Origin of the sequence: Silvania sp., assembly GCF_051656365.1 — a bacterium.
Taxonomy (GTDB): domain Bacteria; phylum Pseudomonadota; class Gammaproteobacteria; order Enterobacterales; family Enterobacteriaceae; genus Enterobacter; species Enterobacter hatchlandensis.
In genome coordinates, this window is sequence record NZ_JBOGBT010000103.1 from 15,713 (window position 1) to 39,440 (window position 23,728).

At 54.0% G+C, this 23,728-nt stretch carries 23 protein-coding genes and 1 tRNA gene; 12 read left to right on the top strand and 12 right to left on the bottom strand.

Features of this window, described 5'->3' with window-relative positions; all coding sequences use genetic code 11:
- Nucleotides 1–204 precede the first annotated feature (204 nt).
- Both ACRDD5_RS20105 and ACRDD5_RS20110 read right to left on the bottom strand, forming a co-directional pair.
- Nucleotides 205–292: transfer RNA gene (locus ACRDD5_RS20105), tRNA-Ser, on the bottom strand.
- A 143-nt stretch (nt 293–435) separates the two neighbouring features.
- Entirely contained in the window at nt 436–2,064 is a 1,629-nt protein-coding gene (locus tag ACRDD5_RS20110; protein ID WP_438677789.1) for an ABC transporter substrate-binding protein, read from the bottom strand.
- A 268-nt stretch (nt 2,065–2,332) separates the two neighbouring features.
- On the opposite strand from ACRDD5_RS20110, the gene yccA reads away from it, so the two are divergent.
- Both yccA and tusE read left to right on the top strand, forming a co-directional pair.
- On the top strand, nt 2,333–2,992 hold the full coding sequence (yccA, locus tag ACRDD5_RS20115) for an FtsH protease modulator YccA (RefSeq protein WP_271281852.1): 660 nt from the start codon (nt 2,333–2,335) through the stop codon (nt 2,990–2,992).
- A gap of 86 nt (nt 2,993–3,078) precedes the next feature.
- Entirely contained in the window at nt 3,079–3,408 is a 330-nt protein-coding gene (gene tusE / locus ACRDD5_RS20120; RefSeq protein ID WP_271281891.1) for a sulfurtransferase TusE, read from the top strand.
- Here tusE and yccX read toward each other — a convergent pair.
- Complete coding sequence (gene yccX / locus ACRDD5_RS20125; RefSeq protein WP_271281853.1) at nt 3,405–3,686, bottom strand: acylphosphatase; 282 nt, start codon at nt 3,684–3,686, stop codon at nt 3,405–3,407. The two genes, tusE and yccX, sit on opposite strands and share 4 nt — an antisense overlap.
- A gap of 94 nt (nt 3,687–3,780) precedes the next feature.
- Between yccX and rlmI the strand changes: the two genes are divergently transcribed.
- Complete coding sequence (gene rlmI, locus ACRDD5_RS20130) at nt 3,781–4,971, top strand: 23S rRNA (cytosine(1962)-C(5))-methyltransferase RlmI (protein ID WP_271281854.1); 1,191 nt, start codon at nt 3,781–3,783, stop codon at nt 4,969–4,971.
- 60 nt (nt 4,972–5,031) lie between these two features.
- Entirely contained in the window at nt 5,032–5,349 is a 318-nt protein-coding gene (hspQ, locus tag ACRDD5_RS20135) for a heat shock protein HspQ (protein WP_271281855.1), read from the top strand.
- Nucleotides 5,350–5,400: 51 nt separating this feature from the next.
- Here the strand turns inward: hspQ and ACRDD5_RS20140 are convergent, their stop codons facing one another.
- Nucleotides 5,401–5,814 (bottom strand): CoA-binding protein, encoded by a 414-nt coding sequence (locus ACRDD5_RS20140; RefSeq protein WP_271281856.1) that lies wholly within the window; start codon nt 5,812–5,814, stop codon nt 5,401–5,403.
- 171 nt (nt 5,815–5,985) lie between these two features.
- Here ACRDD5_RS20140 and csgI point away from each other — a divergent pair, with 171 nt between their 5' ends.
- Nucleotides 5,986–6,648: a curli synthesis inhibitor gene (gene csgI, locus ACRDD5_RS20145; protein ID WP_271281857.1), complete on the top strand. Its 663-nt coding sequence runs from the start codon at nt 5,986–5,988 to the stop codon at nt 6,646–6,648.
- Nucleotides 6,649–6,727: 79 nt separating this feature from the next.
- Nucleotides 6,728–7,186, top strand: a complete 459-nt coding sequence (gene mgsA, locus ACRDD5_RS20150) for a methylglyoxal synthase (protein WP_271281858.1) — start codon at nt 6,728–6,730, stop codon at nt 7,184–7,186.
- 68 nt (nt 7,187–7,254) lie between these two features.
- On the opposite strand, the gene helD is transcribed toward mgsA, so the two are convergent.
- Nucleotides 7,255–9,309 carry a DNA helicase IV gene (helD, locus tag ACRDD5_RS20155; protein WP_438677790.1) on the bottom strand — a complete coding sequence of 685 codons (2,055 nt, stop codon included), beginning with the start codon at nt 9,307–9,309 and terminating at the stop codon, nt 7,255–7,257.
- Between the two features lie 123 nt (nt 9,310–9,432).
- On the opposite strand from helD, the gene ACRDD5_RS20160 reads away from it, so the two are divergent.
- Together ACRDD5_RS20160 and yccS are read left to right on the top strand one after the other, a co-directional pair.
- Nucleotides 9,433–9,879 carry a YccF domain-containing protein gene (locus tag ACRDD5_RS20160; RefSeq protein WP_438677791.1) on the top strand — a complete coding sequence of 149 codons (447 nt, stop codon included), beginning with the start codon at nt 9,433–9,435 and terminating at the stop codon, nt 9,877–9,879.
- 23 nt (nt 9,880–9,902) lie between these two features.
- On the top strand, nt 9,903–12,038 hold the full coding sequence (yccS, locus tag ACRDD5_RS20165; protein WP_438677792.1) for a YccS family putative transporter: 2,136 nt from the start codon (nt 9,903–9,905) through the stop codon (nt 12,036–12,038).
- Here the strand turns inward: yccS and ACRDD5_RS20170 are convergent.
- Nucleotides 12,023–12,649, bottom strand: coding sequence for a TfoX/Sxy family DNA transformation protein (locus ACRDD5_RS20170; protein ID WP_438677793.1), 627 nt, complete (start codon nt 12,647–12,649; stop codon nt 12,023–12,025). The genes yccS and ACRDD5_RS20170 overlap by 16 nt on opposite strands.
- A gap of 217 nt (nt 12,650–12,866) precedes the next feature.
- Here ACRDD5_RS20170 and sulA point away from each other — a divergent pair, with 217 nt between their 5' ends.
- Nucleotides 12,867–13,376, top strand: a complete 510-nt coding sequence (gene sulA / locus ACRDD5_RS20175) for an SOS-induced cell division inhibitor SulA (RefSeq protein WP_438677794.1) — start codon at nt 12,867–12,869, stop codon at nt 13,374–13,376.
- A 353-nt stretch (nt 13,377–13,729) separates the two neighbouring features.
- Nucleotides 13,730–14,785 (top strand): porin OmpA, encoded by a 1,056-nt coding sequence (ompA, locus tag ACRDD5_RS20180; protein ID WP_438677795.1) that lies wholly within the window; start codon nt 13,730–13,732, stop codon nt 14,783–14,785.
- 65 nt (nt 14,786–14,850) lie between these two features.
- Here the strand turns inward: ompA and matP are convergent, their stop codons facing one another.
- The gene (gene matP / locus ACRDD5_RS20185; RefSeq protein WP_271281865.1) at nt 14,851–15,303 is read right to left on the bottom strand and encodes a macrodomain Ter protein MatP; all 453 of its coding nucleotides are present in this window, start codon (nt 15,301–15,303) and stop codon (nt 14,851–14,853) included.
- Nucleotides 15,304–15,489: 186 nt separating this feature from the next.
- Between matP and ACRDD5_RS20190 the strand changes: the two genes are divergently transcribed.
- Together ACRDD5_RS20190 and fabA are read left to right on the top strand one after the other, a co-directional pair.
- The gene (locus ACRDD5_RS20190; RefSeq protein WP_438677796.1) at nt 15,490–17,250 is read left to right on the top strand and encodes an AAA family ATPase; all 1,761 of its coding nucleotides are present in this window, start codon (nt 15,490–15,492) and stop codon (nt 17,248–17,250) included.
- Nucleotides 17,251–17,318: 68 nt separating this feature from the next.
- The gene (gene fabA, locus ACRDD5_RS20195) at nt 17,319–17,837 is read left to right on the top strand and encodes a bifunctional 3-hydroxydecanoyl-ACP dehydratase/trans-2-decenoyl-ACP isomerase (protein ID WP_271281867.1); all 519 of its coding nucleotides are present in this window, start codon (nt 17,319–17,321) and stop codon (nt 17,835–17,837) included.
- 73 nt (nt 17,838–17,910) lie between these two features.
- Here the strand turns inward: fabA and rmf are convergent, their stop codons facing one another.
- From rmf to ACRDD5_RS20220, 5 genes are all read right to left on the bottom strand, one after another.
- Entirely contained in the window at nt 17,911–18,078 is a 168-nt protein-coding gene (gene rmf, locus ACRDD5_RS20200) for a ribosome modulation factor (RefSeq protein ID WP_271269455.1), read from the bottom strand.
- 253 nt (nt 18,079–18,331) lie between these two features.
- Complete coding sequence (gene pqiC, locus ACRDD5_RS20205; protein ID WP_271281868.1) at nt 18,332–18,898, bottom strand: membrane integrity-associated transporter subunit PqiC; 567 nt, start codon at nt 18,896–18,898, stop codon at nt 18,332–18,334.
- Entirely contained in the window at nt 18,898–20,535 is a 1,638-nt protein-coding gene (gene pqiB / locus ACRDD5_RS20210; RefSeq protein WP_271281869.1) for an intermembrane transport protein PqiB, read from the bottom strand. The genes pqiC and pqiB overlap by 1 nt, the downstream gene beginning before the upstream one ends.
- Nucleotides 20,525–21,793, bottom strand: a complete 1,269-nt coding sequence (gene pqiA, locus ACRDD5_RS20215; RefSeq protein ID WP_271281870.1) for a membrane integrity-associated transporter subunit PqiA — start codon at nt 21,791–21,793, stop codon at nt 20,525–20,527. Before pqiA ends, pqiB begins: the two co-directional genes overlap by 11 nt.
- An 18-nt stretch (nt 21,794–21,811) precedes the next feature.
- On the bottom strand, nt 21,812–23,719 hold the full coding sequence (locus tag ACRDD5_RS20220; RefSeq protein WP_438677797.1) for an ABC transporter ATP-binding protein: 1,908 nt from the start codon (nt 23,717–23,719) through the stop codon (nt 21,812–21,814).
- Between the last annotated feature and the right edge of the window lie 9 nt (nt 23,720–23,728).

A 23,728-nucleotide genomic window follows, 5' to 3' on the forward strand; every position in this document is an offset into this window, starting at 1 on the left:
TTGCTGTTATGCAGGAAAGCGTCGCAGAAAGTCAGTATTAGTGATGTGGGTTGAGGGTTTTATTTCCAAATAATAAGGCTTGTTATCAGAGTTAATAACGCCAAAGATGACTCTACTGTAAGCACAGCTTCGGTGACGTCAACTTATGGTAAAAACACAAAGACAAAAAACCCTGCGATATTGCTATCGCAGGGTTTTCAAATTTGGCGGAAGCGTAGAGATTCGAACTCTAGAACCCTTTCGGGTCGCCGGTTTTCAAGACCGGTGCCTTCAACCGCTCGGCCACGCTTCCTAAGTGAGGCGAACTATAAACAGCTACTTGTGCCCTGTAAAGAGCGAACCTCATCGTTCGTCTTAAAAATAGCCAAAATGCGTTTAATTGGTTGTATCAACAACATATTGGCTATTTTATCAGCACACATCACCCTCAAGGCGTTAATGCTTTTTGATGTACATATCTTTGGTGTAGTAATACCCCAGCTTATCTGGCGTAAATCCTCCTACCCACGGCTTCACCAGATGGGTGCGGACATAGTGATAAACCGGAATGGCGGGTACATCCTGACCTAACAGATCTTCCGCCTGCTGATAGAACTTCCCGCGCTCGGCGGTGGTTTTCGCTTTTGCCGCCTCAACCAGCGCTTCATCGTAGGCCGGATTGCTGTACTGGCTGGTGTTCTCACTGTCGCCGGTACGGAAGTTGTTCAGGAAGGTGGCAGCATCGTCGTAATCGGCGATCCAGGCGTAGCGCACCGCATCAAAATTGTGGGTGTGCATGGTGTCCAGCATGGTTTTCCACTCCTGATTTTGCAGCTTCGCTTCCACGCCGAGGTTTTTCTTCCACATCGAGCTGGCGGCGATGGCAATACGCTGGTGCGATTCCGAGGTGTTGTACAGCAGATTAAAGCTCAGGGGATGGCTGTCGTTAAAGCCCGCCTCGTTCAGCAGCTTTTTAGCCTCGGCAATGCGCTTATCCATCGGCCAGCTGGCGTATTCCGGGCTTTTCAGCTTCACGCCGCCGATATCCGGCTGGCTGACGACCCAGGCCGGGCGCTGCCCCTGCCCGAGCACCTTGTCGGCAATGATGTCTTTATCCAGCGCCAGGTTCAGGGCCTTGCGCACGCGCGGATCGTTAAACGGCGGGCGGGTGGTGTTGAACTCGTAATAGTAGGTTGCCAGCTGCGGCGAGACGTCCAGCTCAGTGCCCATGGTTTTTTTCAGTTGGGCAAACTGGTTGATGGGCAGCGTGTAGGCAATATCAATTTCACCGGCCTTGTAGCGGTTCACATCGGCGGCTTCGGAGGTGATCGGCAGGTAAGTTACCTTGTTAATCACGGTATGGGCATTGTCCCAGTAGCGCGGATTACGCTCGGCGATAATCCGCTCGTTGACCACCCATTTACTCAGCGTATAGGCGCCGCTGCTGACGAAATGCTCCGAGCGGGTCCATTTATCCCCGTAACGACCAATCATGATCTTGTCGACCGGGACCAGCGACGGGTGTGCCAGCATCGCCAGAAATGCGGCATTAGGCTGGGTAAGCGTCACTTCAAGGGTGGTATCGTTTAGCGCCTTCACGCCCATCGTCTCGGGGGCTTTTTTACCCTGGGCGATATCCGTGGCGTTCACAATGTGCATGTTGCCGGGGTAGCTGGCATAGGGTGAGGCGGTTTTCGGATCCACCAGTCGTTGCCAGCTCCAGACCACTTCCGGCGCGGTAATGGCGGTGCCGTCGCTCCAGGTGATGCCCGGCCGTAAATGGAAGGTCCAGACGGTGTTGTCTTTATTCTCCCATTTTTCGGCCAGCCGCGGCTGGATGGTGCCGTCCGGGGCGACGCTGACCAGTCCTTCGAATAAATCGCTGATAATATTAAATTCGACATCGCTTTCGACTTTATGCGGGTCGAGCGACGCCGGTTCATTGCCATTATTCCTGACCAGTTCCTGCTTCTCTGCCAGCACGGTTCCCGCCGGTACGCTGGCGGCAAAAGCCGTTGTGCCGACGCTCAGGATGCCTGCCGTCAGCAGAGAGAGTGTAAAAATAGTGCGTGATGATGGTTTCATTTCCTTCGCCTTATTGTTTTTTGTCTGACGATGCGCAATAACTCTTAGCGCCACGACTGTAATAAGGCAATATATTTCAGTAACCTATAAGAGCTTGATCTGATTAGCGCTGACAAACCGCGCTTCGTTCGGCAAAATTGCAGTTATGGAACATAAAATGCTTGAACGACGCCTAAGGCTATGAGTAAAGATGGGTAAAATAGCTAGGTTCCCGGCGCATCGTTTTCTATTCTTGCCGTTAATTACATCTGTCATAAGAGAGTGACTCATGGATCGTATTGTTAGTTCTTCACACGACCGCACATCGCTGCTCAGCACCCACAAAGTGCTGCGTAACACCTATTTCCTGTTGAGCCTGACGCTGGCCTTTTCTGCGCTGACAGCGACCGCCAGCACCGTTCTGATGCTGCCATCGCCGGGTATTATCCTGACGCTGGTGGGCATGTATGGTCTGATGTTCCTGACCTACAAGCTGGCCAACAAACCGACCGGTATTATTGCGGCATTTGCCTTCACCGGTTTCCTGGGTTACATCCTGGGGCCAATGCTTAACTCCTTCCTGTCTGCCGGGATGGGCGATCTGATCGGCCTGGCGCTGGGCGGTACAGCATTAGTGTTCTTCTGCTGTTCTGCTTACGTGCTAACCACCCGTAAAGACATGTCTTTCCTCGGCGGTATGCTGATGGCAGGCATCGTGGTGGTGCTGGTCGGGATGGTGGCAAACATCTTCCTGCAGCTGCCGGCTCTGCACCTGGCGATCAGCGCCGTGTTTATCCTGATCTCCTCTGGCGCAATCCTGATGGAAACCAGCAACATCATTCGCGGCGGCGAGACCAACTACATCCGCGCCACCGTGAGCCTGTATGTGTCGCTGTACAACATCTTTGTCAGCCTGCTGAGCATCCTGGGCTTTGCAAACCGCAATTAACCCGCTGTGCTGTATACCGGGCCCCGCTTATGCGGGGCTTTTTTTTTTGCTAAACTGCTGCGGTTTTCGATAAACCCGTGATGATTATGTTGAACTTTGAAGGTAAAGAGATTGAAACCGATAGCGAAGGCTATCTGAAAGAGACCAGCCAGTGGAGCGAAGGCCTGGCGGCCGCTATTGCTGAAAAAGAGTCGATCGCCCTGACGCCCGAACATTGGGAAGTGGTGCACTTTGTGCGCAATTTCTACCTGGAATTTAATACCTCCCCCGCCATTCGCATGCTGGTCAAAGCGATGGCCAATAAATATGGTGAGGAAAAGGGTAACAGCCGTTATCTGTATCGCCTGTTCCCGAAAGGCCCGGCCAAACAGGCGACCAAAATCGCCGGTCTGCCGAAGCCCGTGAAGTGTATTTAGTACCGAATACCGAAATTGACGTATTCCCTGCCGGGTTGATGCGGTTCTGATAAGACCTTCTCAACCCGCGCGCTGCGTGGCCCACCGGCTTTAAGCCAGGCAACCAGCTGTTCTACCTTTTCCGCTTCGCCACAGGCGACTACCTCGACACTGCCGTCATCCATGTTGCGCGCGTACCCGGTCAGTCCGAGCGTTGTAGCCTCCCGCTGCGTGCTGTATCGGAACCCGACGCCCTGAACCGTACCGTGGATCCACGCGATTATGCAGACTTTTGACATCATCGTTCTCCTTATCCCTGTCTGGCGCGTTGCATTTCCTCGCTGAACTCGGGAAAATGGCGGCCATCTTTTCGAATCGACAGAATAGCAAATTATGAGTGTACGTTTAGTGTTAGCCAAAGGGCGCGAGAAGTCATTACTGCGCCGTCATCCCTGGGTCTTTTCTGGTGCGGTTGCTCGCGTAGAAGGCAAAGCCAATCTCGGAGAAACCATTGATATCGTCGACCATCACGGCAAATGGTTAGCCCGCGGCGCATACTCACCTGCTTCCCAGATCCGCGCGCGTGTCTGGACCTTCGATAAAGACGAGACAATTGATATCGCCTTTTTCACCCGTCGTTTACAGCAGGCGCAGCAGTGGCGCGACTGGCTGGCAAAACGCGACGGGCTGGACAGCTATCGCCTGATCGCCGGTGAATCCGACGGTCTGCCGGGCGTCACCATCGATCGTTTTGGCAACTTCCTGGTGCTGCAGCTGTTAAGCGCGGGCGCAGAATATCAGCGTGCGGCGTTAATCAGCGCCCTGCAATCGCTGTTTCCTGAGTGCGCCATTTACGATCGCAGTGACGTTGCGGTGCGTAAAAAAGAGGGCATGGAGCTGACGCAAGGCACCGTGACCGGCGAACTGCCGCCTGCCCTGCTGCCGATTGAAGAGCACGGCATGAAGCTGCTGGTGGATATCCAGGGCGGGCATAAAACTGGCTACTACCTCGATCAGCGTGACAGCCGTCTGGCAACCCGCCAGTACGTGAAAGACAAGCGCGTGTTGAACTGCTTCTCCTACACCGGCGGCTTTGCGGTTTCTGCCCTGATGGGCGGCTGCAGCCAGGTGGTGAGCGTCGATACCTCCCAGGAAGCGCTGGACGTGGCGAAGCAGAACGTCGAGCTGAACAAGCTGGATCTGAGCAAAGCAGAATTTGTGCGCGACGATGTGTTTAAACTGCTGCGTAAATATCGCGATCAGGGGGAAACCTTCGACGTCATCGTGATGGACCCACCAAAATTTGTCGAAAACAAAAACCAGCTGATGGGCGCGTGTCGCGGCTATAAAGACATCAACATGCTGGCAATTCAGCTACTTAATCCCGGTGGCGTGCTGCTGACCTTCTCCTGTTCCGGCCTGATGACCACAGACCTGTTCCAGAAAATTGTCGCCGATGCCGCTGTAGATGCGGGTCGTGATGTACAATTTATAGAACAGTTCCGTCAGGCGGCCGATCACCCGGTGATCGCTACCTATCCGGAAGGGCTATATCTGAAAGGGTTTGCCTGTCGCATCATGTAACTTGAAAAGTGGAATGTTGCCCTCACCTTGAGTGTAAGTAACGTTTCCCGGGAGGTGACTATGATTGCCAGCAAATACGGTATCGGCCAGCAGGTCCGCCACTCCCTGTTAGGGTATCTGGGTGTGGTTGTGGATATCGACCCGGAATATTCCCTCGACGAACCGTCAGCCGATGAGCTGGCGGTTAACGCAGAACTCCGCGCCGCACCCTGGTATCACGTGGTGATGGAAGATGACGATGGCCAGGCGATGCATACCTATCTTGCCGAAGCCCAGTTGAGTAGCGAGCCGCAGGACGAGCACCCCGAACAACCGTCCATGGATGAACTGGCACAAACCATTCGTCGACAGTTACAGGCCCCGCGCCTGCGCAATTAATGATGAAAAAAAGCCCGGTGGCGCAATGCTCACCGGGCTTACCTTCCGCCTTTAGCGGGTTAACCCTAAGCGCGGGATCTCAATCGCCGGACAGCGATCCATCACCACCTGTAATCCCGCGTCACGCGCCAGCACGGCGGCTTGCTCATTAATGACGCCCAGCTGCAGCCACAGGGTTTTCGCCCCGACGGCGATAGCTTCCTGCGCCACGCCCCAGGCGGCTTCGGAATTGCGGAACACATCCACCATATCAATTTTTTCTGGCACATCCGCCAGCGTCGCATAGCCCTGTTGCCCCAGCAGCGTCTTACCCGCCACTTTCGGCGACACCGGGATCACGTGATAACCGTGATCGAGCAGGTATTTCATCACCCGATAGCTCGGCCGGTCGGGCTTGTCACTTGCCCCGACCAGAGCAATCGTTTGGGTGGTGGTCAGAATCTCAGCAATATCGTTCTCTTTCATTGTCTTCCTCCTGGCTTTTTCAAAGTGTACGCCAAAGTGGGTAAGGCAACTATCTATCCCATACGTCTGCATGAGAGCAAATTGCCAGAATATGTCTATATGTTAGTAAATATGATCTGCGAAAAAATTAGATACATTATTCACACCGCGCGTCTTTGAGAGGAGCTCTCTATGAAAACCGGCATTGCCTGGAGTTTGGTTGCACTGCTGATGCCGGTTTGCGTTTTTGCTACAACGCTACGGCTCTCCACTGACATCGATTTACTGGTGCTTGATGGAAAAAAAGTGTCCAGTTCATTGCTGCGCGGTGCGGACAGCATTGAGCTGGATAACGGTCCGCATCAGATTGTGTTTCGGGTTGAAAAAACCATCCGTTTTGGCAACCATGAACAGCGCGTCTATATCTCTCCCCCGCTGGTCGCCAGCTTTAATACGCAGCGCATCAGCCAGGTTAATTTTAGTCTCCCGCGACTGGAAACAGAAAAAGAGTCGCAACTTTTTGATAATGCGCCCCACATCGAGTTGCTGGACGGCGATGCGACGCCCATTCCGGTAAAGCTCGATATCCTGACGATTACCGAGACCCCGAAAGGTATCAATTACGAGAATGATACTGAGCGCTATAACAAGGCCGGGCAAAGCGCGTCTTTACCGCAATTTGCTACCATGATGGCCGATGACAGCGCGCTGCTGTCGGGCGTTTCAGAGCTGGATATGCCGCCGCCGCAATCCCAGACGGTTACAGAACAACGACTTAAATACTGGTTTGCCTTAGCCGATCCCGATACCCGAGCGCGATTTCTGCAGTGGGCGAAGCAGCAACCTTCGTCCTGACCCGCAATATTTATCCCTTTCTCTTGCAGAGTCAGACACTTCCAGTAATCTGTAACCAGTTAATTAATGGATAGAGATTATGGAACTCACAACTCGCACCCTGCCAGCACGCAAACATATCGCGCTGGTTGCACACGATCACTGCAAACAGATGCTGCTCAACTGGGTTCAGCGTCACAAATCCCTGCTCGAACAACACCAGCTGTCGGCAACCGGTACAACGGGTAATCTGATCCAACGCGAGACCGGGCTTGAGGTTAATGCCATGCTGAGCGGCCCGTTGGGCGGCGATCAGCAGGTTGGGGCGCAGATTTCTGAAGGGAAAATTGATGTGCTGATTTTCTTCTGGGACCCGCTCAATGCGGTGCCGCACGATCCGGATGTCAAAGCGCTGCTGCGCCTGGCGACGGTGTGGAATATCCCGGTCGCCACTAACCTGTCGACAGCAGACTTTATTATTGAGTCACCGCAGTTCCAGTCTCAGAACGAAATTCTGATCCCGGATTACCCGCGCTACCTGGCGGATCGCCTGAAGTAACTATTGCCGTTGCCGGGTGGCGTCTTCGCCTGCCCGGCCTGCTACCTGACCTTGTACGGCCGGGTTGTTTACGGTTTGCGCGTCAGCGGCACATCGATATTTTTCAACACCTCAACAAACGCCGACGGCTGCTCTTTATTGAACAACAGCCAGACGCGATGACGCGCACGGGTCATCGCCACGTATAGCAAACGCCGCTCCTCAGCATCCGGAAAATCTTCCACCGCGGGCAGTAACGCCTGCTCCATGACCGATTCGCGCGCGGGTGCAGGGAATGCGTCGCTGCCTTCCTGCAGACCCACCACAATCACATAGTCCGCCTGCTGTCCTTTGCTGGCGTGAATGGTCATAAAATCCAGTTGCAGCTTCGGCCAGCGAGTGGCGGCTTTCGCCAGGCTGGCCGGCTTAAGGTGGTGATAACGCGCCAGCACCAGAATACGTTCATCAGGTTTAGCATAACCACTCAGCTTATCCAGTAACGCATCAAGCTGATCGTCTGCCAGCAGCGTCACCGCTTTTTTGTCGCCAACGGACAGGCTGTTCAGCGGTTTTGCCAGCTGGTTCGGGTTCTGCTGAATAAAGCGGTTGGCAACTTCACCGATCCGGTGATTGAAGCGGTACGTGGTATCGAGGTCGCAACGATCGCCTTCGCCAAAGTAATGATGGAACGCGGTAGTCAACGACAACTGCGCCCCGCTAAAGCGATAGATCGCCTGCCAGTCATCGCCCACGGCAAACAGCGTGGTATACTTATTTTGCGCCCGCAGTGCCGCCAGCAGCGCCGCGCGCTGGGGAGAGATATCCTGAAACTCATCCACCAGGATGTGTTTCCACGGGCTGACAAAACGGCCTTTCTCAAGAATGTTGATCGCCTGATGGATCAATCCGGAAAAATCGACCGCATTTTCCTCTTTAAGAGCGGTTTTCCACGCTTTTAACAGGGGGGCCATCAGCTTCACCCGTTTTGAAAACAGGGCGCGGATCTCCTCCGGCGCACCGGCAATCATCTCCGCCTGCGCACCGCCATGCATACGCATCAGGCTCACCCAACGATCCAGACGCGGTGCCAGTCGGCGCGCGAGCTTATCGTTTTGCCAGAAGCTGCCCTCCGGCACCGTCCAGTTGAGCTCCTCTTCCAGCCACTGGCGCCAGCCTTTGGCCTGGGCTTTTTTCTCGCTGCACTGCTGCTGCCAGGCATCGATAAAAATTTTCTGCCGCGCCTCGGTGTCATTTTCGAGCTGGCTGACCACCGGCACTTTTTTGCTCCCCTGCTGAATAATGTACAGGGCCAGCGCATGAAAGGTTCTGGCGGTGATGTCGCGAGTATGCAGTCGCGCCGCGATACGTTCATCCATCTCCTGGGCGGCCTTGCGCCCAAATGCCAGCAGGAGGATCTGTTCCGGGGAGGCTTCATTGCGGGTCAAAAGCCAGCCCGCGCGCGCCACCAGCACCGAAGTTTTACCGCTCCCGGCACCTGCCAGCACCAGCAACGAACGCTCACCGTTGACCACCGCCCGGGCCTGGGCCGGGTTAAGCGGCGATGACTCAATGCCGGCAAAAAAATCGGCATACTGGTTGAGCATGGCGTCGGTCCACGCCTGATTGTGTGCCTGTCGGCTTTGATCAATGTCGGTTAACCAGGCCTGGCACTGACGCCAGGCCTCACGGCAGTTTTCAAACTCCACCAGCCGCGAGGTCGACAGCGGTAAGGCCTGCAGCGCGTTGACGATTTTTTGCTGCAGCCCCAGGGTTTTATCCCGCGTGAGCCAACTGTTTTGCTCATGGCTTGCGGCAATCTCATCCAACACGTTGTGCAGAACCTGCGCCGCAACCTGACTCATTTCAGCACTCCATTGCTGCCAGAGCATGTTCAGATGGTGATGAAACCGCTGGGTTTCTGCCCATTCGGTGCCGTGAAGCCGCACGACCTTTTCTTCAGGCAGGACAAACTCCAGCTCGCCCCACACCAGACCGCGCTTGCAGTGAATAGCCAGCAGCTGATTGAAGGGAATCAAATATTCGTGCCGTTCGCCCGAGACTTTGACCCCGGCGTTGAGCAGAACGACTTTGTCGTACGGATGTTGTGCCAGGCGTTTGCCTAACGAAGTTGCTTTCAGTTCCATGTCCAGCCCGATCCACGACGTGAGAAGTTACCTGACAGTTTAACTGCCAGTTTTCAGGTGCTCCAGCGCAAAAAACCGTTACAATCATCGAGCCTTAAACAAAACGGAAAGAACCGAGGTGTTATGCGTACCGTTCTGAATATTTTGAATTTTGTTCTTGGTGGTTTTGCCACCACCCTTGCCTGGCTGGTGGCGACGCTGGTCAGCATTGTGCTGATCTTCACCCTGCCGCTGACGCGCTCCTGCTGGGAAATCACCAAACTCTCGCTGGTGCCTTACGGTAACGATGCGATCCACGTCGACGAGCTGGAGCCCGACAGCAAAAGCGCGCTGCTGAACACCGGCGGAACGCTGCTCAATATAGCGTGGCTGATCGTTTTCGGCTGGTGGCTGTGTCTGATGCATATTGTGGCAGGTATTGCACAGTGCCTGACGATAATCGGTATCCCCGTTGGGATCGCTAATTTCAAGATTGCCGCCATTGCCCTGTGGCCTGTGGGGCGCAGAGTGGTCCCTGTTGAAGTCGCCCGCGCCGCGCGGGACGCCAACGCCCGCCGTCGTTTTCCGTAACGTAACAAGGACCGAGTGCGCTCATGCTAAGCCCACTGCTACGCCGCTACACTTGGAACAGCACCTGGCTGTATAACGTCAGGATTTTTATTGCTCTTTGCGGCAGCACCGCCCTGCCCTGGTGTTTAGGTGAGGTCAAGCTGACCATCCCGCTGACGCTGGGCGTGGTTGCCGGGGCGCTAGCCGATCTGGACGATCGTCTCGCCGGTCGGCTGCGTAATCTGGTCATCACCCTGATCTGCTTCTTTATTGCTTCGGCTTCGGTTGAATTACTCTTTCCCTGGCCCTGGCTGTTCGCCCTCGGTCTGATGCTCTCCACCAGCGTCTTTATATTGCTGGGAGGGCTGGGTCAACGTTACGCCACCATCGCTTTTGGTGCGCTGCTGATTGCTATCTATACCATGCTGGGCGTTTCGCTTTACGACCAGTGGTATCACCAGCCGCTGCTGCTGTTGGTTGGCGCTGTCTGGTATAACCTGCTCACCCTGGCCGGGCATCTTATTTTCCCCATTCGTCCTTTGCAGGACAATCTGGCGCGCAGCTATGAGCAGCTGGCCCATTATCTGGAGTTAAAGTCCCGGCTGTTCGACCCGGATATTGAGGATGATGGACAGGCACCGCTGTATGAGCTGGCGCTGGCGAATGGCCAACTGGTCACCACGTTAAACCAGACTAAAGCCTCGCTGCTTACGCGGTTACGCGGTGACCGCGGTCAGCGCGGCACCCGCAGAACCTTGCACTACTATTTTGTCGCGCAGGATATTCATGAGCGCGCCAGCTCCTCGCATATTCAGTACGCCAGCCTGCGGGAAAAATTTCGCTACAGCGATGTGATGTTTCGCTTTCAGCGGCTGCTCTCGATGCAGGCTCAGGCCTGTCAGCAGCTCTCACACTCAATACTGCTGCGCACCCCCTATCAGCACGATCTTCGTTTCGAACGGGCGTTCAGCCACCTTGATGCCGCCCTCGATCGCGTTCATGCCAGCGGAACCTCTGCCGAACAGATGAAAGCGCTGGGGTATCTGTTAAGCAATCTGCGCGCTATCGATGCCCAGCTCGCCACCATCGAATCAGAGCAGGCGATGGCCATGCCGGGCAACGAGGCTGAAAACCAGCTTGCAGACGACAGCCTGCACGGTTTCAGCGATATGTGGCTGCGCTTAAGCCGCAACTTTACGCCGGAGTCCGCCCTCTTTCGCCATGCGGTACGCATGTCGGTGGTGCTCTGTGTCGGCTATGCCTTTATACAGATAACCGGTCTAAACCATGGCTACTGGATTTTGCTGACCAGCCTGTTCGTTTGTCAGCCCAACTACAATGCCACTCGCCATCGCCTGGCTTTGCGCATTCTCGGTACCCTCGCCGGGGTTGCGCTTGGGCTACCCATCCTCTATTTTGTCCCCGCGCTGGAAGGCCAGCTGATCCTTATTGTTATCACCGGGGTGCTGTTCTTCGCGTTTCGCAACGTACAGTACGCGCACGCCACCATGTTTATTACTCTGCTGGTTTTACTGTGCTTCAACCTGCTCGGCGAAGGTTTCGAAGTCGCGCTGCCGCGCATCATTGATACGCTGATTGGCTGCGCCATCGCATGGGCGGCGGTGAGTTTCATCTGGCCAGACTGGCGTTTTCGTAATCTGCCGCGGGTGCTGGATAATGCGATCAACGCCAACTGTCGCTATCTCGATGCCATTCTGGAGCAGTATCACCAGGGCCGTGATAACCGTCTGGCCTACCGTATTGCCCGCCGTGATGCGCATAATCGCGATGCAGAACTGGCGTCAGTGGTATCGAATATGTCGCGGGAACCCCGCGCGACGGAGCAAACCCGTGAGATTGCCTTCCGCCTGCTGTGTCTGAATCATACTTTTACCAGTTATATCTCGGCGTTGGGTGCGCACCGTGAACAGCTTACCAGTCCGACGATCTTAACCTTGCTGGATGATGCAGTGTGCTACGTTGATGATGCCCTTCACCAGCGGCCCGCAGATGAACCGCGCGTGCAACAGGCTTTAGCTGAACTGGCGCAACGCATTTCACATCTAGAGCCGGAAGCCGAGAACAAAGCCCAGCTGGTTCTACAGCAAATCGGCCTGCTTATTGCGTTGCTGCCAGAGATATGTCGTTTACAACAGCACGTTAATCAACTGCCGGAATGAATGTCGTTGGTGAGAGGTTGAGTTTTGAACCACGTGAGCAGCTCCCGGCGTCTGATCTCCGGGAGCGCCGCTTCATGCAGACCTACGATTGCCCCTTCCAGTGCAAACAGCACCTTATAACTGAGGCGCTTGTTAAGCGCCCTTATTTTTAGCCAGCATTGCTCTGCCCCCAGCGTGCGGAGTGTCTCTTCATCAGTAATGCCGGCGTCATAAAGCAGGATCTCCAGTTGGAAGGTGAGATTGGGTAAATCTTTCAGCCGATGCACCTTGTAACGCTGGCTGCGTTCACGCCGCGCCGCCTCAAGGGCAAAAGAAGAGAGTTGCAGAAACCGCTCCTGATCCTGCCAGAGTCCTTCATCCACACGGAAATAATTTAACAGGACCGGGCGACCCCGTTTGACCAGCGTTAAGAAGGTGGTCGCATTTTTGACACAGTACTGCGCGCTCTCTTCACTGGCTCGCAGGTACAATTCGCCGTCTGACACCATCGCAAAAACCGTGTTATCTACTGCCAGGGTATAGCCACCAAACAATGCGCGATGCTGCACATCGCCGAGCGGTAAAAGGTATTTCGTAGACTGATAAATCCGTTCATAAGAGATCTTTTTCATGATATTTCCTTTTTAAATCATGGAGTAATGTTGTCATCTTTTGTTAACGGATCCGATATCAGGAAAATAGGCAACTTACGATCGAACAGCAAGATGATTTTTCAATGTGCCTGATAATTGAACCAAATTTGCGAGGCGCTTTCCGAAAATGAGGTTGATCTTTGGCCGCACAGGGGTTACTGTATATCCATACAGTAACTACAGGGCTGGGTCGATTATGTTCTCTTCAGGCTACGCAAATCGTTCTACATCTTTCGCTTCTTCCGCAGGCAATAGCACGCACAATTCTACTGCGCGTGTTTCCACCGGGCTGATCAGTGAAGTGCTATACCGTGAAGACCAGCCCATGATGACGCAGCTGTTATTGCTGCCTCTGTTGCAGCAACTCGGCCAGCAGTCTCGCTGGCAGCTGTGGCTTACGCCACAGCAGAAACTCAGCCGCCAATGGGTGCAGTCCGCGGGCCTGCCGCTGACAAAAGTGATGCAGATAAGCCAGATGGCGCCATGCCATACTGTGAACTCGATGGTTAGAGCCTTACGTACCGGGAATTACAGCGTTGTGATCGGCTGGTGTACTGAAGAATTAACCGAGGCGGAACAACATTGCCTGGCCGAGGCAGCAGAAGAAGGGAATGCGCTGGGGTTCATTATGCGTCCCGTTAGGGTGGATACGCAGGGTTACGGACACCTGTCTGGGCTAAAAATTCACTCTAATTTGTATCATTGAGTAAAAATAGGAGTTTTCCTGGAATTTATTTTGCAAGGGTTGTACACCTTTGGTTCCATGCGTAAAAGTATCGACAAGGCTTGTCTGGTGCGGCTTCTTTCAGTTTAGCATGCGCGAATCGACACGATAAATGTTAAATATTGTGTATATAAAACTTTTTTTTTCATATGCCTGACGGAGTTCACACTTGTAAGTTTTCAGGTACGTTGTAGACTTTACATCGCCAGGGGTGCTCGGCCTAAGCCGAAGATATCGGTAGGTTTACTCTTTGTCCCCGCCCCCCGGTGAAGGATTTAACCGTGACTCTCATTGAGATTCTCATGGCGATTTTTGGATGATAACGAGGCGCAAAAATGAAAAAGACAGCTATCGCGATTGCAGTGGCACTGGCAGGTTTCGCTACCGTAGCGCAGGCCGCTCCGAAAGATAACACCTGGTATACTGGTGCTAAACTGGGCTGGTCTCAGTTCCACGATACTGGTTTTATCAACAATAACGGTCCAACCCACGAAAATCAGCTTGGTGCTGGTGCGTTTGGTGGCTACCAGGTTAACCCGTACGTTGGCTTCGAAATGGGCTACGACTGGTTAGGCCGTATGCCGTACAAAGGCGACAACATCAATGGCGCATTCAAAGCTCAGGGCGTTCAGCTGACCGCTAAACTGGGTTACCCAATCAATGACCAACTGGACATCTACACTCGTCTGGGTGGTATGGTTTGGCGTGCTGATGCTAAAGCTAACACTCCTGGCGGCGCATCCTTCAAAGATCACGACACCGGCGTATCCCCAGTATTTGCTGGCGGCTTAGAATATGCGGTAACTCGTGACATCGCTACCCGTCTGGAATACCAGTGGACCAGCAACATCGGTGATGCAAACACCGTGGGTACCCGTCCAGACAACGGTCTGCTGAGCGTGGGTGTTTCCTACCGTTTCGGCCAGCAGGAAGATGTAGCACCAGTTGTTGCTCCAGCTCCGGCTCCAGCTCCAGAAGTACAGACCAAGCACTTCACTCTGAAGTCTGACGTTCTGTTCAACTTCAACAAAGCGACTCTGAAACCAGAAGGTCAGCAGGCACTGGATCAGATGTACTCTCAGCTGAGCAACCTGGATCCGAAAGACGGTTCTGTTGTGGTTCTGGGCTTCACCGACCGTATCGGTTCTGACGCTTACAACCAGGGTCTGTCCGAGAAACGTGCACAGTCTGTTGTTGATTACCTGATCTCTAAAGGTATCCCAAGCAACAAGATCTCCGCACGTGGTATGGGCGAATCTAACCCAGTTACTGGCAACACCTGTGACAACGTGAAGGCGCGTCCAGCGCTGATCGAATGCCTGGGCCCAGATCGTCGCGTAGAGATCGAAGTTAAAGGCATCAAAGACGTTGTAACTCAGCCAGCGGCATAAGTTATCGTCTTAAAAAAAACCCCGCCTGTGCGGGGTTTTTTATTGCCTGTAAGAAAGAGATAACGTTACTTTTTGCCCAGCATGGCCTCAAGATCGGTTTTCAGCGACGACATCTGACTGGCGTACTTCTCTTTATGCTCTGCATCTTCTATAAGTTGCACTATCGTTTCTGATAACGTTTTCCCACGCCGTTGGGCCAGCCCTGCCAGCCGTTGCCAGACCATATATTCCAGGTCGATCGACTTTTTGCGGGTATGCTGATGCTCAGCATTAAAATGCCGTTTTCGCCTCGCGCGAATAGTCTGCTTCATGCGGTTCAGCAGCGCTGGATTAATGTGTTTTTCTATCCAGCTGTTGACCTGAACCGGATCATTTTCGAGGGTTAGCAATAAATCTACAGCATTATTTGCTGCACTGGCTTCGAGGTAGCACGTGATCAATTCCCCTTCACGGTGTTTCTTGACCAGATACTTCCATTTCCAGCCGCTTTCGAGGTTTTCCAGTTGTTGGTATTTCATTGCGATCCCAATGTGACCGTGTAACTGTGTTCAGAATATCAGTTTTTTGGCAATCTGCTGAAAAGAAATCATATCCTGTGACCGCCAGTGACGCATTCGTCACGGTAATCTCCGATTACCTCATGGGCAGAGCCTGCGCCTTACGGTATACTCCATCGTTTTACATCTGACTAAAAAACATCAACTTTGACCATTACGAAACTTGCATGGCGTGACCTGGTTCCGGATACAGATAGCTATCAGGAACTGTTTGCACAGCCAGATCTCGCGAAAGAATCCGAATACTTACTCAGCGATACACAGCCGCGTTTGCATTACGCGATGGAGCAGGTATTAAGTCCATGGGCAACTTCACCTTTTATGTTGCTGAAAGCGCCAGACGAAGCGGAGTATCTGAGTCTTCTGGCAGATGCCATTCGGCAGTTGCAGCCAGACGCTCAGGCAGTCTTTGGTGGTGAATATGCGATCAACGGACGCACTGTCACCTTTGAACCCGCCACGCTTGCCGACGGACGTTTTGCGGTAACCGGTAGCGTCGTCTCGGCTGGTTGGGCAGAAGCCGAACAGCTGTTCGGGTGCCTGCGCCAGTTTAACGGTGAGTTAACCCTGGATCCTGGCCTTATCCATCAGGCGAACGGCGGTGTGTTGATCGTGTCTCTGCGCACCCTGCTTGCTCAACCTTTGTTGTGGATGCGTCTGAAGAATTGCGTAAACCAGCAGCGCTTTGACTGGGTCGCGTTTGACGAGTCGCGTCCGCTCCCGGTCGCGGTGCCGTCTATGCCGCTGTCACTGAAAGTGGTGCTGATCGGCGATCGTGAAGCGCTGGCTGATTTCCAGGAGATGGAGCCAGAGCTATCCGCTCAGGTGGTTTACAGCGAATTTGAAGACAGCGTACAGATTGCCGATGCCGACGATATGCTGCAGTGGATGCAGTGGGTCAACGCCGTCAGCGAACGTGCTGAGCTCCCCTCGCCTGCTGTCGATGCCTGGCCTGCTCTGATCCGTGAAGCGGTTCGCTACACCGGCGACCAGGAAACCTTGCCGCTGTGTCCGCTCTGGCTCGGCAAACAGCTGCGAGAAGTCGCCGCGCTGACCGAAGACAACATCTTTAGCGGCGAGCAGCTGGCACAGATGCTGATTCAGCGTGAATGGCGTGAAGGTTACCTTGCCGACCGTATGCAGGACGAAATCCTGCTGGAGCAAATTCTGGTTGAAACCGAAGGCGAACGCGTCGGCCAGATTAACGCCCTGTCAGTGATTGAGTTTCCGGGTCATCCGCGCGCCTTTGGCGAGCCATCGCGAATCAGCTGCGTGGTGCATATCGGTGACGGCGAATTTATTGATGTCGAGCGTAAAGCAGAGCTCGGCGGGAACATTCATGCCAAAGGCATGATGATCATGCAGGCTTACCTGATGGCGGAACTGCAGCTTGAGCAGCAGATCCCCTTCACTGCTTCGCTGACCTTTGAGCAGTCCTATAGCGAAGTCGATGGCGACAGTGCCTCAATGGCGGAGCTGTGTGCCGTGATCAGTGCGCTGGCTGACGTCCCCATCAACCAGAGTATTGCCATTACCGGTTCTGTCGATCAGTTTGGTCGTGCTCAGCCGGTAGGCGGTCTGAATGAAAAGATCGAAGGCTTTTTTAACGTTTGCCAGCAGCGTGGTCTGAACGGCAAACAGGGCGTGATTATTCCTGTCGCCAACGTGCGTCATCTCAGCCTTAGCCAGGCACTGCTGACCGCCGTCGAAGAGGAACAATTCAGCCTGTGGGCCATCGAAGAAATTGCAGACGCGCTACCCTTACTGACAAACCTGGAGTGGGATGTCGAAGGGCAGACAACGTTGATGCACACGATTCAGGAACGCATTGCTCAGGCAACGCAGCAGGATGCACGCCACCGTTATCCCTGGCCGTTACGCTGGTTGAACTGGTTCAGTCCTAACTGATCGGACTTGTTCAGCGTACACGTGTTAGCTATCCTGCGTCCTTCACTAAAATAAGGCTTACTGAGAACATGGTAGATAAACGCGAATCCTATACTAAAGAAGATCTTCTTGCCTCTGGTCGCGGTGAACTGTTTGGCGCTAAAGGCCCACAGTTACCGGCCCCGAACATGCTGATGATGGACCGTGTCGTTAAGATGACGGAAACCGGCGGCAACTTCGATAAGGGTTACGTAGAAGCAGAACTCGATATCAACCCGGACCAGTGGTTCTTTGGTTGCCATTTCATTGGCGATCCGGTGATGCCAGGCTGCCTGGGTCTGGACGCAATGTGGCAACTGGTTGGTTTCTACCTCGGCTGGCTGGGCGGTGAAGGTAAAGGCCGTGCACTGGGCGTGGGTGAAGTGAAATTCACCGGTCAGGTTCTGCCAACCGCTAAAAAAGTTACCTACCGTATTCACTTCAAACGTATTGTTAACCGTCGCTTGATCATGGGTCTGGCGGATGGCGAAGTGCTGGTCGACGGGCGTCTGATCTACTCCGCAACCGACCTGAAAGTCGGTCTGTTCCAGGATACGTCTGCATTCTAATGTTTGCTTTTACACAAGCATAAAACAGCGAAACCTCCGCACTGCGGAGGTTTCTTTTTTTAAAGAGACGCTATCAAGCAATTACTGCCCTGTCTCCGATGGCTTCTCGCCAGCCCCCTAACCAGTATGACCTTTGATTCAAGGTCTGATAGGGACACATTTCTTTAGAACGTCCGGCGATGCCAGCTTGATAACCACGTTGATGAGCCCTTTCCAGGCGATCTCGTTTCTGTCTCTTCATGCCTCGTTTCCCTCATTCTTTGATCTGGTGGAAAAGAAAACAATGATTACAAAACATGCAATCACAGATAACGAATACCCTGAATTCCGCTTATCGTCAATGTAGAAAATTCATACCAGCGTCATATTTGTGAGCTACGCAGAAGTTCATTTGTACAAAAATTGTGACGCGGCACAAGTAACGACCTGACCACAAACCAAAAAAAGCCGCAATTAGCATGACGCAAATTGCGGCCTGACAAGATGAATTTTACTTATGGCAGTCGGGAAATCTCTCTGGCAATGCTGGTGGACTCCTGAGCCCACCCCTGCGCCAGCACCTTCACCATTTCATCATAGCCATCGTTTTTCTGCTTCATCTCCAGATGGAAAGGCCGTTTCATCAGTTGGCCCTGATGGTTCAGCAGCCACTCGCCGCTGACCACCACGCTGCCATCATAGCGTCCATGGAAGCCGGTCACATTGACGCTCAGGGTATCCTGGTCGCTGCCCAGCGGCTGCGACGCGACCACCCATCCCGGAAGCTGGCTGCTGAGATTAGCCACCAGCGTGTTGCGCAGCTGCTGATCCAGCGGGCTGGCCCACAGGTTGTTACTGGCGATGACATACTGCACATCGCTGGTTTGATACACCACTCCATTGCCCGCCAGATAATCAGGCACTGCCACCTGTTCAACCCACAGCAGACGGCTCCCCTGGCTGGCCGTACTTTTACCGCCCGCCTGCGTTGCCACCGGCAGCTGATAATAGCTTTTGTTATCTGCGCCAGAGCTACAGGCGGTCAGAACCACTGCGGCAGCGATCGTTAACCATTTTTTCATTATTTAGCCCCCTTCGGCTCAGGGTCCTTTTTGTCTTTCGCTTCGAATACCAGCGCATTGCTCTTGGTGTTCAGAGTTTTCAGCACCGGCTGCAGTTCACGCAGAACCTGATCCAGACGCTGCATATCCGCCACCATCTTGTTGTACGCGGCAGAGCCTGGCTGGAAGCCCTGCATACTACGATTCAGCTCACGCAGCGTTTTCTGCATGTCCTCTGGCAGCTTCTGCATCGACTGGTTGGCGGTGATCTTGTTCAGGTTATCCAGTGTCGTCTGCAGACGGCGCATCGTCGCCTGGCTTTCGTTGAGCGTATGGGTCGCCTGTTCAATCATCGGGTTCAGCGGCAGGCCGTTGATCTTATCCAGGGTTTCCATCAGCCGCTGTTGGATTTGCGCCAGACCGCTGCTCACCGTTGGGATGATTTTATAGCCACCAAATTCGCGCAGCTGTTTCACCGGCGGTTCTTTCGGGAAGAAGTCCATATCCACATACAGCGCCCCGGTCACCAGGTTACCGGTTTTGAGCGATCCGCGCAGGCCGCGCTTCATCAGTCCGTCGAGATGCTGGGCAATGTCCGGCGTATCGCCAACCTGATTTATCAGACGCTCAGGTTCGATACGGATAAGCACCGGGATACGGTAATCGTCATCCAGCACCTGACGCATGCCCGGCGCGAAGAACGGTACTTTGCCAACGGTCCCAAGGCGAATGCCGCGGAATTCCACCGGCGCCCCCGGCTGTAGGCCGCGGACAGAATCTTTAAAGAACATCAGGTAGTCGATATGGTCGGTGTAGAGCGAATCCTGGATACTCTTCTGGTCGTCATACAGGCGGAACGCAGTCTTCTGCGCCACAGGCTGCCCCAGATCCATCCCTTCCGGAACGTCGAAGCTGACACCCCCGCCGAACAGCGTGGAAAGTGACCCCATCTCAACGCGCATCCCCGCAGAGGTTAAGTCAACGGCGATGCCGCTGTCTTTCCAGAAGCGAACGTTGCCAGTCACCAGGCGATCGTTAGGCGCGTTGATAAACAGCTGGTAGCTGATGGCGCGTTTTTGCGTATCGAAGGTGCTGGTTTCCACTGAGCCGACGCGATAGCCACGGAACAGTACCGGGTCACCCGGGCTTAACTGACCGGCTTTTTTACTGTCGAGGATCACGCGGATCCCCTTTGCATCCGGCGGTGCCAGCGGCGGTGAGTCCAGCAGCTGATATTGCCCCGGCTGACTGCCTTTTGCCCCCGGCTGCAGCTCGATGTAGGCCCCGGAAAGCAGCGTCCCCAGTCCGCTTATCCCTTCACGCCCCACCTGCGGTTTGACCACCCAGAAGACGGAATCGCCGTGCAGGAGTTTTTCCATCCCGGCGTTCAGACGGGCTTTGATTTCTACATGTGTCAGATCGTCGGTCAGGGTCGCACTCTCTACCACACCCACATCCACACTGCGGCTCTTGATGGTCGTTTTGCCCCCTTCAATCCCCTCGGCGTTGGTGGTGATCAGCGTCACTTCCGGCCCCTGATGGCTGTAGTGATAAAACAGGATCCATGCGCCGATCAGCGCGGTCACGATGGGGAAGATCCACACCGGCGACCAGTTTTTGACCTTCTGCACTTTCGCCTCTCCACTCTTATTTTCCATGCTTATACTCTTCCTCATGGCTCGACTCGGGCTCACGATCCCACGATAAACGTGGATCAAAGGTCATGGCCGCAAACATTGTCATAACAACGACCAACGCAAACATCACCGCTCCGATGGCGGGATAAATACTCATTAAGCCGCCCATGCGCACCAGCGCAGAGAGGACCGCAATCACAAACACGTCAATCATTGACCAGCGTCCGACAAACTCAACCACTTCATAAATCAGATGCATACGCTCGCTGTCGCGCTTGCCGTGCCCTTTGGCATCCCAGCACAGCCAGGCAATAGCGATCATTTTGAGCGTGGGTACCATGATACTGGCGATAAAAATCACCAGCGCCACCGGATAAGATCCTTCTCCCCAGAGCAGGACGACCCCAGCCATGATCGTCGACGGCATTTTGTCGCCCAGCAAGTCAGTGATCATGATCGGCAGGATATTGGCGGGAAGGTAGAGAATGATGGAGGTAATCAGCAGCGCCATGGTCCACTGCACGCTGTTTTTGCGCCGCACGTGCCCTTTGGTCTCGCAGCGCGGGCAAACCTCCTGGTCGGCCGGAAGAATGGCGGTACAGCAGGAGCACAGTCGCAGATTCTGGTTTATCCCCGGCACGCCCGCCTTAAGGGGCTGCGCCAGCGCAGGCGCGGGAGCGATATCGTCCCATGCCCAGCGGCGATCCACACACTGAAACGCGCGTAATTGCAGGACGCAGTATAGACACCAGGGGATAAAGCTGCTGCCTACACCGACATCGCCGTAGGCCATCAGCTTCACAAAGCTCACCAGAATCCCGGCCAGAAAGATCTCCGCCATTCCCCAGCTTTTCAGCTGGAACAGGATCCGCGCCAGTCTGATTTTCATCGCCACGGGCATTTGCACGCGGTTCACCAGCAGCAAAATCACCAGCAGGCAGAACGCCGGGACAATCTGGACAAAAAGCAGGAAGAAAGTGCCGAGGCTGGCGTAATCTTCCGAGAACATCACGCCGGGTATCTCCAGCAAATTCACTTCGCTGGTGATACCGCCTACCTTCATATAGATAAAGGGAAAAAGATTGGAGAGCAGAAGCATGAACAGCGCGGCAATAGCATAAGCAGTAGGACGCTGCCGCGGCGCATCCCACTCAGTTGTCAGCGTTGCCCCGCATCGCGGGCATGCCGCTTTGTGTCCATGCTCGAGCGCGGGTAGCGCCACGAGCATGTCGCACTGTGAGCATAAAATATGCCTGTCGGCATGGTGATGTTCACACATACTGGCTCCATGTTTCACTTATGCGCCGTTTTTCAGAGCCTCAAGATACTCCCAGCGTTCAAATGCTTCTTCCAACGCCTTTTCAGCCTGCGCCATATCCGCCAGGACTTTTTGAGTATAGTCATGCGACTGGGTAAAGAATGATGCGTCGGCAACTTGAGCCTGCAAACTTTCGAGGTTAGCTTCGAGCTCTTCGAGACGCTGCGGCAGACTTTCCAGTTCGCGCTGTAGGTTATAGCTTAGTTTGCTACTGATACGTTTGACAGTTTCTGCTTTCGTAACAGCCACTTCTGCTTCTGCTCTGGCTTTTGACTGTTTTGTAGCCAGATACTGAGCCTGCTGTCCACGCGCATCGTGATAGCCGCCAACGTACTGACTAATGCGACCCTCCCCTTCGAAGATCCAGCATTCGGTCACGGTATTGTCGACAAACTGACGGTCGTGGCTCACCAGCATCACGGTTCCCTGATAACTATCAATCAGTTCCTCAAGAAGTTCCAGCGTTTCAACATCAAGATCGTTTGTCGGTTCATCAAGAATCAACAGGTTGCTCGGTTTCAGGAACAAACGCGCCAGCAACAGACGGTTACGTTCCCCACCGGAGAGGGCACGAACCGGGGTCATCGCGCGTTTTGGATGGAACAGGAAGTCCTGCAGATAGCCCAGTACATGGCGCGGCTTACCGTTCACCAGCACTTCCTGTTTACCTTCGGCAAGGTTATCCATCACCGTTCTGTCCGGATCGAGCTCGGCGCGGTGCTGGTCGAAGTAGGCCACTTCGAGTTTGGTACCACAATGGACGCGGCCGCTGTCGGCCTGCAGCTGGCTCAGCATCAGCTTCAGCAGCGTGGTTTTGCCACAGCCGTTCGGGCCGATGAGCGCAATTTTGTCGCCGCGCTGAACCTGAGCAGAAAAATCTTTCACCAGTACTTTGCCATCAACCTGGTAATCAACGTTCTCCATCTCGAAGACAATCTTGCCGGAGCGAGAGGCTTCTTCCACCTGCATTTTCGCGGTGCCCATCACTTCACGACGCTCGCTGCGCTCATTACGCATTGCTTTCAACGCACGCACGCGGCCTTCGTTACGGGTACGGCGCGCTTTGATGCCCTGACGGATCCACACTTCTTCCTGCGCCAGCTTGCGGTCAAACTCGGCATTTTGCAGCTCTTCCACGCGCAGATTTTCTTCTTTCTCAAGCAGATAAGTGTCGTAATCGCCCGGATAGGTCACCAGCTTGCCGCGGTCGAGATCGACGATACGGGTTGCCATATTGCGAATGAATGAACGGTCATGCGAAATAAATATCAGCGTGCCGTTAAAGGTTTTCAGGAACCCTTCCAGCCAGTCGATCGCTTCAATGTCCAGGTGGTTAGTCGGTTCGTCAAGAAGCAGTACTTTTGGACCACTGACCAGCGCACGCCCCAGCGCAGCTTTACGCAGCCAGCCGCCAGAGAGTGATGCCAGTTCGGTGTCCGCTTCCAGACCTAACTGCTCCAGAACTTCCGTGATGCGACTTTCAAGCTGCCAGAGACCATGATGATCGAGCAGGTCCTGAAGACGCGCCATTTCATTGAGGTTTTTTTCGCTCGGGTCGGTCATCACCAGATGGGAAATCTCGTGATAGCCCTTCAGGTATTCGGCCTGCTCAGAGATCCCTTCGGCAACAAAATCATACACGCTGCCCGCGACGTTACGCGGCGGATCCTGCTGCAGACGAGAAACGATCAGGTCTTGCTCGTAAACAATACGTCCGTCATCCAGACCCTGTTCGCGATTAAGGATCTTCATCAGCGTGGATTTGCCCGCGCCGTTACGACCCACCAGACAAACACGTTCGTTATCTTCGATGTGGAGTTCAGTATTATCGAGCAGCGGGGCGTCACTGAACGACAACCACGCACCATGCATACTAATTAATGACATTTACTTTTC